Consider the following 12,888-nt stretch of genomic DNA (forward strand, 5'->3'; position numbering starts at 1 on the left):
AAAGAACAAAATCTTCGAATTTAAATTAAGATATTAAGTAATTTTACTTTACTTATTAATTTTATATAACACTAAAACTCTTCCTATGTTAGTTCTTTGTAAAAGACTGCTTGTATTAGCTATTTACGCCCTTCTTTTAGTATTATTTTCTTGTTCAGAAAGAGAAGAAAAAATTACCAAAAAACCAAATATCATTTACATAATGGCAGATGACCATACCACACAAGGTTTTGGCATTTACGGAAGTCGTTTAGCTAATTTAAACCCTACTCCTACTTTAGACAAAATTGCTAATGAAGGTATTATTTTTGAAAATTGTTATGTAAACAACGCTATATGTGTACCTAGTAGAGCTGCGATTCTTTCTGGCCAACGCGCTCAAACCAATGGCGTTTTAGATTTAGAAGGTATTCTCCCAATAGCAAAACAATATTTACCACAAGAAATGAAAAAGCTTGGTTACCAAACCGCTATTGTTGGTAAATGGCATTTACATGAAGAACCTGCTTCTTTTGACTACTATCAAGTATTACCTGTACAAGGCAAATACTTTAATCCAGAATTTAGAATTCAAGGAGACAAACCATGGCCAAATAATGTTATTAAAACAGAAGGACATTCTTCTGATATGGTTACAGACATAAGTTTAGATTGGCTAAAAAACAAAAGAGACCCTAACAAACCTTTCTTCTTAATGCATCATTTTAAAGCGCCGCATGATGATTTTGAATATGCTCCAAGATATGAAGATTACTTAGCAGATACTTTTATTCCAGAACCAGAAAGTTTGTATGATAATAAAAACAATGGCTCTATTGCTACAAGAGGAAAAAACGATTCTTTAACACGTATTATTGGATCTTCTGTTTCCCATAGAAATTTAATACGTAACCAAGCTCATAATATTTATTGGAATGATACTACTTTACATAGAAAGTACGGAAACGCAAGAGATATAAAGCCAGAACAGCATGTAAAATTTGAGCTCACCCCTGATGAAAAAACATATACTAGCAAAGTATACCAAGATTATCTTAAAAAATATCTTCGTTGTGTAAAAGGTGTAGATGATAATGTAAAAAGATTAATAGATTACCTAGAAAAAGAAAACCTTTTAGAGGAAACAATTATTGTTTATACTGGTGATCAAGGGTTTATGCTTGGTGAACATGATTATATTGATAAAAGATGGATGTATGATGAAGCCATGCGCATGCCATTCTTTGTTCGTTACCCAAAAACCATTGCTAGTGGAACAAGAACTGATGCTATTATAAATAATACAGACTTTGCCCCTACAATGATAGAACTAGCTGGCGGTAAGACTCCAGATTATATGCAAGGAAAAAGCTTTAAATCTATTTTAGAAACAGGAAAAGAACCTGCAGATTGGCAAAAATCTACATACTACAGGTATTGGATGCACTTAGCTCACAGACATCAAAACCCTGCGCATTTTGGTGTAAGAACTAAAGATTATAAACTTATTTTCTTTTATGGAAAATATTGGGTAGATACAGACAATCCAGATGCAGAATACAACAAAAAAAGTTGGGGTAATGATTATGCAAATCATACTCCTGCTGCATGGGAATTTTATGATTTAAAGAAAGATCCTAAAGAAATGAATAATGCATATAACGATCCTGCCAATAAAGAAATCATTGCAGAATTAAAAAAAGAACTACTAAAGCTACGTAAGGATTTAAATGAAACAGATGCTAACTACCCTCACATACAAAAAGTCATAGATGCGCATTGGAATGATTAAGTAATAATTTGATATCCTAAAAATGAAAAACAACCTATTTGCCCTAACTCTAATTTTTAGCACATTATGTAATTATGCGCAACAAAAAAATGATTGGGAAAACCCAACGGTTAATCAAATAAATAAATTACCTGCAAGAGCTACTTTTTATACGTACAACAATGCCGCTAACGCTATCGCAAATGTTCGTGAAAAATCTAGCAATTATAAGTCATTAAATGGGGATTGGAAATTTCATTGGGTGGCAAAACCTGCTGAAGCATCAACCTCTTTCCAAAAAAAGGATTTTAATTCTAGTGAATGGAAAACTATTACCGTTCCTTCTAATTGGGAAATGAAAGGATACGGAACTCCAATTTACACAAACTCTACTTATCCCTTTTTTAGTGATTTTCCCAATATTAACCATAATGACAATCCTGTAGGGCATTATATAAAATCATTTACCATACATGATGCTTGGAAAGAAAAAGATGTGATTCTCCATTTTGGAGGTGTTTCTTCTGCTTTTTATGTTTGGGTTAATGGTACTTTCATTGGTTATAGTGAAGATACTCGTTTACCTTCAGAATTTAATATTAGTAAGCATCTAATATCAGGAGAAAACAAAATTGCGGTCAAAGTATTTAGATGGTCAGACGGGAGTTATTTAGAAGCGCAAGACCATTGGAGAATGAGCGGAATTGAAAGAGAAGTATATTTAGAAGCTCTCCCAAAAGTAAGGCTATCAGACTTTACAGTTCGTACAGACCTAGATGAGGAATACAATAATGCCTTATTACAAATAAGACCAGAATTTATAGCAAACATAGAAGATAAGTATTTAAAAAAAGTAGGCCATTTTGGAACCGCTCCTTTAAAAACAAAAGTGGATAATTGGACATTAACAACGCAATTATTAGATGCTAATGAAAATGCTATTGGGGAAAGTAATACCATAAAACTTGGCGACTATTTTGGAGAAGTTTATCCGCAAAGAGATAATGTTTACTTTGGATTAATAGAAACCGAAATTAAGTCTCCAAGAAAATGGTCATCAGATGATCCATATTTATATATACTTTTATTTTCATTAAAAGATGAAGAGGGGAACAATGTACAATACACTAGTACCAAAGTAGGATTTAGAGAAACTGAATTTGACGAACGCGGAAGGTTTTTAGTAAACGGAAACCCTGTTAAAATGATTGGTGTTAATCGTCATGATCATAATCAAAAAAACGGGAAAGTAGTTTCTAGAGAAGATATGGAAACTGATGTTAAATTAATGAAGCAATTTAATTTCAATGCCGTAAGAACATCACACTACCCTAATGATCCATATTTCTACGATTTATGTGATACATATGGTCTATATGTTATGGATGAAGCTAACCTTGAAACCCATGGCGTTCGTGGGCAACTTTCTAATGTTCCAGAATGGGGAAGCGCTTACTTAGAAAGAGCTATTAGAATGGTAGAACGTGATAAAAACCACCCTAGTATCATAATGTGGTCCTTAGGAAATGAATCTGGAACAGGGCCTAACCATGCCGCAATGGCAGGATGGATTAAAGATTTTGACCCAACGCGTTACATACATTATGAAGGAGCACAAGGAGATCCAACGGATAGTAGATATAAGAAAAAATATTTTTCTCATTCTAAAGGAAACCCTACCGATCCAAAATGGGTAGACATGTTAAGTCGTATGTATCCGCAACCAAAAGAATTACAAACTTTAATTGATGATACTAGTTTTGATAACAGACCAGTAATTATGTGCGAGTATGCTCATGCAATGGGTAATTCTGTTGGAAACATGAAAGAATACTGGGATGTTATTTATAAAAATGACCGAGCATTAGGTGGCTATATTTGGGATTGGATAGATCAAGGAATTTTAAAGAAAGATGAAAATGGCAAAGAATATATTGCCTATGGCGGCGATTTTGGAGATACACCAAACGATGGCTCTTTTTGTTTAAACGGAATTATAGCATCAGATAGAACACCTAAACCTGGTATTTTTGAGTGCAAAAAAGTAAATCAACCAGTGGTAATCCAAACTTCTAATGCCATAAATGGGAAATTTACTATACGTAATAGACATCATGTTACAGACCTTTCCAAGTATAATATGTTTTGGAATATTACAGAAGATGGTACTGTTATTAAAAGTGGAAAAATCGAAGCTTTAAACACTAAACCCACAAAAACAGATGACTTTACTATTGATTTTAAGAAACCTAAACTTAAAGCAGGAAAAGAATATTTTATAAATATTACCGGTAAACTAAAAGAAAACGCCTTATGGGAAAACAAAGGCTATATTGTTTTTGAAGAACAATTTAAATTAGACTATCCAGTTGCTAAAGTTAAAGAAAAAGCTAATAAAGCTATTCTTCTGGTTAATGATAATACAAATGAAATTGTTGTTTCTAACAAATCCGTAAACATAACTTTAGATAAAAAGTCTGGGTATATTACTTCCTATATTTCTAAGGGTGTTACTATTCTTAACTCTCCTTTAAAATTAAATTTCTGGAGAGCAGAAACTGAAAATGATAAAGCTTATAGACGAGCTAAAAAACTTTCTAAAGAATTAGAATGGATGCAAGCAGGAGATAATTTTAAAGTTTCTAATGTTACTATTAACTCCAATGAGAAGAGCAAAGTAAATATTACTGTGAAAGGGAATATTACGAATCCAAAAACAGAAGCTACTTTAAACTATACAATTCTTGGTGATGGCACATTAAACGTAGAATATATGGTTGCAATTGACCAAAGCGCACCAAATTTACCTAGATTAGGGATGCAATTTGCCATTGCAAACCAATACAACAAATTAAGTTATTTTGGAAAAGGGCCACAACCAAATTATCAAGATAGAAACTATGGTGCTAAAATTGGTTTATTTTCTGGTAACGCTAAGACCATGAGCAATGCTTATGCTTTTCCAGAAGAATACGGTAACCACACAGAAACACGCTGGTTTACACTACAAAATAATAATAAAAAAGGAGTTACCATTAAAGGAGCTAAACCGTTAAGTTTTAGTGTACTTCCTAATAGTACTTCTGACCTTCAAAAAGCTAATCACACCAACGAACTTCCAAATAGAGAGGAATTAACTGTAAGTATAGATTTAAAGCAAATGGGAGTTGGTGGTGATGACACTTGGTCTCTAAGAGCAGAACCACATGAAGAATACCGTATAAAACCTGGAACCTATTTCTACTCATTTTACTTTATTCCATTTACATCTAATGCAAAATTCTGAAAAAAATTAGATGGTAAAATTTTAATCTTTGAATCGTCCTAAAACAAGTTTAATTTGTGTCAACTTATTTTAGGACAGGACAGTTTTACAAATATAAAGGCTAGCAAAATTTGCTAGCCTTTATTCCTATACCTTATGTATTCAAAAGAATTTTTCTACAACTGAAATACCTTTTCCATTTCAATCCATTTTTCGCCTTTTTTTGCCCACGGTAACTCTTGTTGGTAATTCCACATTAGTTGCTCCCATTCTTGCACCTTTGGATTATTAGCATCCATCTCTGCTTTTTTATTAGGATCAAAGGTTTCATCAACTTCCATAATCATAAACATACGATTACCTGTTAAGTAAATTTGCATATCTACTATACCAGCATCCTTTATACTTTTAGTAATTTCTGGCCAAGCGTTTCCTGCTGCATGGTATTCTTTATACTCTGCAATTAATTTAGGATCGTCTTTTAAATCACACGAAAGGCAAAATCTTTTTGTATTCATACTATATATTATAAAATATTAAGCTTTATCTTGTTTTGCAGCATATAATCCATATAAGCCTACTACTGCAATACATATCATAGGCATTATGAATGAAAATTTAACTTCTGGAACACCTAGAATTAAGGTGTCCGCTAAATTATCGCCTCCTATATCAATAATAGCGCCTTGCATTAAAGGAAAAATTGCTCCCCCAACAATTGCCATTACCAAAAATGCGGAACCAACTTTAGCCTCATCCCCCATATCTTTTAAAGCAATTCCATATATTGTTGGGAACATAATAGACATAAATAAAGAGATACAAACTAAAGAAATTAATCCAGGCATACCAGGTATTGTAATTGCACCTGCACAGCAAACGATTGCTAAAGCTGCAAATAATGATAGTAATTTTGGCGCTGAAAAAACACTTAATAATGCTGTTCCTAAAAATCTACCTCCTAAGAAAATACCCATTGCAATCATATTCATATACGTTGCATTAATATCACTATTAGTAGACTCATTTAAGTATTGTACATACTGAAAAATTGCTGTCCAGCACATAATCTGAGCGCCAACATAAAACATTTGTGCCAAAACACCGGGAAAGAAAGTTTTCTTAGCAAATATTTTCTTTACAGATTCCTTAAATGTTAAGCTTGTATGCTCCTGCACAGTTGGTATTTTGGTAAAGGCTATTAAAATTAAAATAACCAATACAACAACCCCTATTCCTAAATAAGGATAACTTATTATACTTAAATCTTCCGTTTTAATTGCAGCTTTTTCTGCCACATCTAAAGCTGCGTAGGTTTCATCATTATATGTTGCCGATTTAATTTGACTTAATACAACAAACTGGGCAATCATCATTCCAGAAATAGAACCTATAGGGTTAAACGATTGCGCTAAGTTTAATCGTTGCGTTGCTGTCTCTTTTGCTCCTAAGGACAAAATTAAAGGGTTAGATGTAGTTTCTAATAGTGCTAAGCCACAGGTAATAACGTATAAAGAGATTAAGAAAAATGAGTATTCTTCATAAGCTGCCGCTGGATAAAATAAAAATGCTCCTATTGCATACAATGATAATCCTAAAAGAATACCTTTTTTATAAGTATACTTTTTAATAAATAATGCAGCTGGTATTGCCATACAACCATAACCAAAATAAAAAGCAAATTGAACTAAATAGGCCTGTGTCCAACTTAATTCTGGCATTACCTTTTTAAATGCTGTAACCATAGGATTAGTAACATCATTTGCAAAACCCCACAAAGCGAAAAGAGAGGTAATGATTATAAATGGAATTAATAATTCTTTACTTACTATTGGAGTTTTCTTTGTACTCATATCCCTGATTATTTTGGTTGGTTTTTAAAAATATTGGCAATTAAATTACATACTAAAAAATTACTCGGTTAACAAAGACCTATCTAAATGCACATATCCACCATCTACGGTAATAAACTGTCCCGTGGTATGTGAAGATTTTTCGGATATGGTAAACAAACAAGTATCTGCAATTTCTTGCGGAGTTGTCATTCTGTTTTCTAAAGGAATTTTCTTAACTATAGATTTTAATTTTTCTTCGCCATTTTCTAAAGTCTTTATCCAACTGTCATAGGCTGGTGTCCAACTTTCCGATATTATAATTGCATTAGACCTAATGCCCTCTTTAATTAAATCTACGGCCCATTCTCTTGTTAAACCAAGCACGCCACCTTTAGACGCTGCATAACCAGAAGTTCCTCCTTGCCCGGTTAAACCTACTTTAGACCCTATATTTAAAATATTCCCTTTTGATTTTTTTAGGAAAGGCAATGCATGCTTCACTACTAAAAAATAACTCACCATATTTAGTTTTAGCGAATTCATGAATTCATCATAGGAAGCATCTAAACCCACTCCATCATTTACCCCTACATTATTAATTACTACGTCAATGCGATTATATTTTTCAGTAATAGTAGTTACCGCTCTTTTTATCTCATCTGGGTTAGTTACATCTGTCTGACAAAAAATTGCGTCTACTCCTTTTTCTTGAAGTTCTTTAACATATTCAAAACCTCTTGCATTTCTATCTATAACAGCAGGGATTGCTCCTTCTTTTGCAAGGTTTTGTAAAATAGTCTCTCCTATACTTCCTTTAGAGCCTGCAGCACCTGTAATAACAACTACTTTGTCTTTCAGATTTAAATCCATCTTATTTATATTTTAATGTTCATCTTGTTAGTCTTAAAAAAGAAAAAGAACGCACCGAGCAGGTGCGTTCGAAAACTAAAAAACTAACTCAAATCAACTACTATTATTTCATTGTAATTTCTAAAGTATGCGCAAATTCTCCAGATTTCTCCCCTAAATTCATAACAGATAACCCTTTTTCATTTTGCTCAAAACTTAATTTACTTTCACTTCCTAATAAGTTAACATTTTTTATTTGTAAATCCTTAGCATACTCACTTCCTTTTCCTAGAGATGCTATATTTACTTTTCCATTTTTTGGCCAGGCCATCATAATAGCATAAAGCTTATCTCCTTTTTGAGTAAATCGTATATCTTGTCCTGTAAATTCTTTATTTTGTCCTTCTGAGTGGTGTCCTTTCTTAACTTCAGTTGGCCCTTCTCCAAAAGTATTCCAATATTTTGTTCCGTAAATAGCGTCTCCATTTACTTTTAACCAATCTCCTATTTGCAATAAAATTTTTGTTTGATCCTCCGGAATAGTACCATCTGCTTTAGGCCCAACATTTAAAAGTAAGTTGCCATTTTTAGAAACGATATCTACTAAATCATCAATTAATTGGTTTGCTGTTTTAGATTCCCAATTGGTTACATGACTCCATGAGTTTTTTCCTATAGAAGTATCTGTTTGCCATGGCAATTTTCTTATCCCTGGTAATTTACCTCTTTCTAAATCATAAATAACAGTACCTTGAGGAAAAGCATCATGATCAAAATTCTTGTCTTGTAGAACTACTTCTTTCCCCCATTCTATCCCCTTATTATAGTAGTAAGCAGCAATTTTAGGTCTTACGGAAGCATAATCAGGAATATCCACATAAAAATCGAACCATAAAATATCTGGTTGGTAATTATCAATTAAATCTACTGTGCGATCCCACCATTTCTTTTTAAACTCTTCCGAAACTGGTTCGTTTAAATCTTTCCCCTTTGGAGAATATAAATCTGCATATTGAGGATCCGTAGTATCAAAATGATCCTTCTTATTATAAAAAGACCAGTTAAAGGCATAATGAGATGATGCTCCCATTATTAAGCCTTGTGCTCTACCCTCCTTAAATAGTTCTCCCAAAACATCTCTTTTAGGCCCCATATCCACAGAATTCCACCTAGTGGTATTGGACTTATACATTGCAAAACCATCATGATGGTCTGCTACTGGAACCACATATTTTGCCCCAGACTTTTTAAATAAATCTATCCAATTTTTAGCATTAAACTTCTCTGCTTTAAACATTGGAATAAAATCTTTATATCCAAAGTTTTTTTGATCACCCCATTTTTTCTTGTGGTGTAAATAAGTCTCATTTGGTCCTTTTTTTTGCAAATTTAATTGGGCAGTAAAAGTTGCGGTATCCATATACATCTGTCTTGGGTACCACTCAGAACCAAAAGCAGGAACAGAATAAGCTCCCCAATGAATAAAAATTCCAAATTTTTGCTCACTAAACCATGTAGGATCTTTGTAATTCTTTTTTATAGATTCCCAATTTGCCTCATATTTAGGAATAGTATCACTAACCGCCATAACATCCTTGTTAGTGTTTTTATTTTTTGATTTACATGCCCCCAAAAGAAGTACTAGGGTTAGTAAGATTAAAAATGACTCTTTTTTACTCATATGTATTACCTGATTTATTTAATGCTAAATTCATATAATAAAATAATAACGCAAACGACTTATGTTCCAATAACTATAACAAATGGTTTAAACTCCTATAAATGGCACTTTTGAAACATATACATAAACTCAACTAACAAAGGCTCTAGCATATTTTTGCTGATATACTAATGGAGTACATTTAATAAACTTATTAAATTGACGATAAAAAAAAGGCAAACTTTCATAGCCAGAAAGAAAGGCAATTTCCGCTACTTGTTTATTAGAATCAATTAACAACTTACACGCCAATTTAATTTTATACTCATTAAGAAACGTAAAAAAAGACTTGTTAAATGTTTTCTTAAAAAACCTGCAAAAAGATTCTTCGCTCATAGAAACCAAACCAGCAATTTCTGTAAGTGTTATTTGCCTATGATAGTTCTTATTTACAAAATCGTGAATTACATTAATACGAACATTTACTTTATCATTAAGCCTAGGAGAAAAATTATCCCCAGACAAAACCGTTTTATTTTTGGAATGTGCTAAAAGATTTAATATTTGTAATAAAGAAATTATGTTCTCAAAAGGGGAATGAGAAATCATACCACGTAAAAGAGGGTCTATTTTTTTTGTAACTGCTTTACCAAATTTAACTCCTCTGGAAGCCAAAATAAGCAATTTTTTAATATCCATAAATTCCGTTCTAGACAACCACCCCTCCCCTATAACATCCTCTTTCCATTGCAAAACAATAGATTCTGATGTAGTTTTATGCTCCGTTGTATTTTTCCAACAATGAGGTAAATTTGCTCCCAGCAGAATTAAATCTCCTTCTTCAAACTCTAACACGCTATCCCCTACATATCGCATTCCGCTACTTTTAGTAATATAGGTTAACTCAAATTCAGGATGAAAATGCCATGGAGCATCAAACTCTGTATTGGAATACAAAAACACCTTAAATGAACTTCTTGGAGAACTTACTATTTTTTCTAATTGTGCTTTCATTTTTTCATTTCAAAATAAAATAACCTAAATTATACCCTAAAAATATAAATTACCTCTAAAAAGCTAAAATAGGGTAATAATTTATTTTATTTAGTTAATTTTTATATTTCATAAATCTGTTAGATTTAGCGATTAAAACATTCTTTTAAAACTAAGTTAAATATGTCTCTAAAATGTAAAGCTGCCATTGCTAAAGGTGATGGTTCTTTTTCTATTGAAGAAATTAAAGTACAAAACCCAAAAGGTGATGAAGTTCTTGTACAAATTAAAGCTGCCGGACTCTGCCATACAGACCATGATTCTCTACAATGGGGTAAACCAATCGTAATGGGACATGAAGGTGCCGGAATTGTAACTGCAATTGGCAGTGCTGTTAAAAGTGTTAGCGTAGGAGATTCTGTTATTTTAAATTGGGCAACTCCATGCGGAACTTGTTTTCAATGTAAAAATGAAAACGAACATATTTGCGAGAATAATTCTCCTGTTGTCGCTGGAGGTAATGGATACACTGAAGGGCATGCTCATATAGAAGGAACCACTTGGAACAACGCCCCTATAGAGCGTTCTTTTAATATTGGAACCATTGCAGAATATACCTTAGTAAAAGAATCTGCTGTAGTAAAAAACACAACCCCCAACATGTCTTATAGTGCTGCCAGCATTGTAAGTTGTGGCGTAATGACTGGTTTTGGCTCCGCTGTAAACACTGCTAAAGTAAAGCCAAATTCATCAGCCGTTGTTCTAGGTACAGGAGGCGTAGGATTAAATGTAATTCAAGGTATAAAAGTTTGTAATGCCGATAAAATTATAGCGGTAGATATAAACCAAAACCGATTAGACATGGCTGTAGAATTTGGTGCAACGCATACTATTTTGGCCGATAAAAATGATAAAGGTCTTCTTAAAGCTGCTGAAAAAGTAAAAGAAATGACTGATGGTAGAGGCGCCGATTATGCATTTGAATGCACCGCAATACCAGAACTTGGAGCCGCTCCTCTTGCCATGGTAAGAAACGCAGGAACAGCAGTGCAAGTAAGTGGTATTGAACAAGAAGTATTAATAGATATGTCTTTGTTTGAATGGGATAAAAAATATATTAATCCATTATATGGAAAATGTAATCCACAAACCGATTTTCCGAAAATTTTAAATCATTATAAAAATAATGAGATTAAGTTAGATGAAATGATTACAAGAACATACCCTATTAACGATTTACAGCAAGCTTTTGATGATATGCTTTCTGGCAAAAATGCTAAAGGAGTAATTATCTTTTAATATTTGCTATAAAATGTTTAGAACTACTGAAATATCTAATCCGGAATTTGAGAGTAACAACCTTAGATTCATTACTGTAAAAACCAAAAATTTAAAAGGAAGAGGAGATATTTGCCTTTTTGTTCCTCCTATAAAAGATTTAAAAAATGTTCCTATTGTAATTTTATTACATGGTGTATATGGTAGTGCCTGGATATGGTCTCAAAAAACAGGAATACATATTACAGCATGGGAAATGATGCATAAAGAAGAGTTACAACCTATGATTATAGCAATGCCATCAGACGGATTATGGGGCGATGGCTCTGCGTACTTACCACACAACCAAAGAAATTTTGAAAAATGGATTGTAGATGATGTACCTAATGCTATAATTGAAAATATAGAAAGTGCAACTAAAAAATCTAACCTTTTTATTGGCGGTTTATCTATGGGTGGGTATGGAGCTTTAAACCTTGGCATAAAATACGCTTCAAAATTTAAAGGGGTTTCTGGGCACTCTTCTATTACCTCTTTTGAACAAATGGCACTTTTTGTAGAAGAACCTTTACAAGAATATGATACTTTAGAAAAAGAAATTCCATCTGTCTTTAAAACTATTATAGAATCTAAAAACAAACTTCCAAAATTTAGGTTCGATTGCGGAAAAGAAGATTTACTTATAGATCACAATAGAAAGCTACACCAACAATTAACCGAAGAAAAAATTCCTCATATTTATGAAGAATTTGAAGGAAAACATGAATGGCCTTATTGGCAAGAACATGTAATAGATACGTTGCTATTCTTTAATTCTAAAGAAAACTTAAAAAAATAAATACTACCTTTTACAAAAGGTAAACTTCATCCCTTTTTTCTTCTTTTTAAGCTTTAAACACAACAAATGTTTTTAATTATAGCTCCTTTGGTTTTATAGCTATCTACTTTCCTCTCTATCTTATATATTTATTAGGAACAATGATAAATACTCAAGATATGCTACTAAAAAAAAGTGTTCCCATAGTAAATAAAATAGTTTTTCCTCTAGCATTCTTGAGCACAACAGCACCTAATACATTTGCTCAACACAGTATTAATCCTTTTCCAAAAGGAGAAATAAATACAACATATACTACTTCAGAAAAACCAAACCCTGAGAACAACAAAATAGAAGTTTTATATACTTAGAAAAAAAGCTCTTTCGGGATAATTACTACTAAAGAATACAGTCATAATAATTTATAATTACAACCCTAAA

The 12,888-nt window shown here is 32.5% G+C and carries 10 protein-coding genes; 5 read left to right on the forward strand and 5 right to left on the reverse strand.

Features of this window, described 5'->3' with window-relative positions; genetic code table 11:
• Positions 1-85 precede the first annotated feature (85 nt).
• Positions 86-1,771, forward strand: coding sequence for a sulfatase (locus tag Q0856_RS03240; RefSeq protein ID WP_298502517.1), 1,686 nt, complete (start codon positions 86-88; stop codon positions 1,769-1,771).
• Positions 1,772-1,793: 22 nt separating this feature from the next.
• Positions 1,794-5,036, forward strand: a complete 3,243-nt coding sequence (locus Q0856_RS03245) for a glycoside hydrolase family 2 TIM barrel-domain containing protein (RefSeq protein ID WP_298502520.1) — start codon at positions 1,794-1,796, stop codon at positions 5,034-5,036.
• A 155-nt stretch (positions 5,037-5,191) separates the two neighbouring features.
• Here the strand turns inward: Q0856_RS03245 and Q0856_RS03250 are convergent, their stop codons facing one another.
• The 5 genes from Q0856_RS03250 to Q0856_RS03270 form a co-directional block, all read right to left on the reverse strand.
• Positions 5,192-5,533 carry an L-rhamnose mutarotase gene (locus tag Q0856_RS03250; RefSeq protein ID WP_298502523.1) on the reverse strand — a complete coding sequence of 114 codons (342 nt, stop codon included), beginning with the start codon at positions 5,531-5,533 and terminating at the stop codon, positions 5,192-5,194.
• An 18-nt stretch (positions 5,534-5,551) separates the two neighbouring features.
• On the reverse strand, positions 5,552-6,868 hold the full coding sequence (fucP, locus tag Q0856_RS03255; protein ID WP_298474188.1) for an L-fucose:H+ symporter permease: 1,317 nt from the start codon (positions 6,866-6,868) through the stop codon (positions 5,552-5,554).
• 60 nt (positions 6,869-6,928) lie between these two features.
• Positions 6,929-7,720 (reverse strand): SDR family oxidoreductase, encoded by a 792-nt coding sequence (locus Q0856_RS03260; protein WP_298474191.1) that lies wholly within the window; start codon positions 7,718-7,720, stop codon positions 6,929-6,931.
• 103 nt (positions 7,721-7,823) lie between these two features.
• Positions 7,824-9,380, reverse strand: a complete 1,557-nt coding sequence (locus Q0856_RS03265) for an alpha-L-fucosidase (RefSeq protein WP_298502527.1) — start codon at positions 9,378-9,380, stop codon at positions 7,824-7,826.
• A gap of 129 nt (positions 9,381-9,509) precedes the next feature.
• Complete coding sequence (locus Q0856_RS03270) at positions 9,510-10,373, reverse strand: AraC family transcriptional regulator (RefSeq protein ID WP_298474197.1); 864 nt, start codon at positions 10,371-10,373, stop codon at positions 9,510-9,512.
• A gap of 162 nt (positions 10,374-10,535) precedes the next feature.
• On the opposite strand from Q0856_RS03270, the gene Q0856_RS03275 reads away from it, so the two are divergent.
• The 3 genes from Q0856_RS03275 to Q0856_RS03285 all read left to right on the forward strand — a co-directional run bounded on the left by Q0856_RS03275 (position 10,536) and on the right by Q0856_RS03285 (position 12,818).
• Complete coding sequence (locus Q0856_RS03275) at positions 10,536-11,651, forward strand: Zn-dependent alcohol dehydrogenase (RefSeq protein WP_298474199.1); 1,116 nt, start codon at positions 10,536-10,538, stop codon at positions 11,649-11,651.
• Positions 11,652-11,664: 13 nt separating this feature from the next.
• Positions 11,665-12,468 (forward strand): alpha/beta hydrolase-fold protein, encoded by an 804-nt coding sequence (locus tag Q0856_RS03280; protein WP_298502530.1) that lies wholly within the window; start codon positions 11,665-11,667, stop codon positions 12,466-12,468.
• A gap of 158 nt (positions 12,469-12,626) precedes the next feature.
• A complete protein-coding gene (locus Q0856_RS03285; RefSeq protein WP_298502533.1) occupies positions 12,627-12,818 on the forward strand; it encodes a hypothetical protein in 192 nt (63 codons plus the stop codon).
• The last annotated feature ends 70 nt before the right edge of the window (positions 12,819-12,888 follow it).

This window comes from uncultured Maribacter sp. (genome assembly GCF_947496775.1).
Taxonomy (GTDB): domain Bacteria; phylum Bacteroidota; class Bacteroidia; order Flavobacteriales; family Flavobacteriaceae; genus Maribacter_B.

Bases quoted from the DNA above. Each gene is read 5' to 3' on its own strand.
- Q0856_RS03285 (WP_298502533.1), top strand. From the start codon at position 12,627: ATGCTACTAAAAAAAAGTGTTCCCATAGTAAATAAAATAGTTTTTCCT.
- Q0856_RS03245 (WP_298502520.1), top strand. From the start codon at position 1,794: ATGAAAAACAACCTATTTGCCCTAACTCTAATTTTTAGCACATTATGT.
- Q0856_RS03265 (WP_298502527.1), bottom strand. From the start codon at position 9,380: ATGAGTAAAAAAGAGTCATTTTTAATCTTACTAACCCTAGTACTTCTT.
- Q0856_RS03280 (WP_298502530.1), top strand. From the start codon at position 11,665: ATGTTTAGAACTACTGAAATATCTAATCCGGAATTTGAGAGTAACAAC.
- Q0856_RS03250 (WP_298502523.1), bottom strand. From the start codon at position 5,533: ATGAATACAAAAAGATTTTGCCTTTCGTGTGATTTAAAAGACGATCCT.
- Q0856_RS03270 (WP_298474197.1), bottom strand. From the start codon at position 10,373: ATGAAAGCACAATTAGAAAAAATAGTAAGTTCTCCAAGAAGTTCATTT.
- Q0856_RS03275 (WP_298474199.1), top strand. From the start codon at position 10,536: ATGTCTCTAAAATGTAAAGCTGCCATTGCTAAAGGTGATGGTTCTTTT.
- fucP (WP_298474188.1), bottom strand. From the start codon at position 6,868: ATGAGTACAAAGAAAACTCCAATAGTAAGTAAAGAATTATTAATTCCA.
- Q0856_RS03240 (WP_298502517.1), top strand. From the start codon at position 86: ATGTTAGTTCTTTGTAAAAGACTGCTTGTATTAGCTATTTACGCCCTT.
- Q0856_RS03260 (WP_298474191.1), bottom strand. From the start codon at position 7,720: ATGGATTTAAATCTGAAAGACAAAGTAGTTGTTATTACAGGTGCTGCA.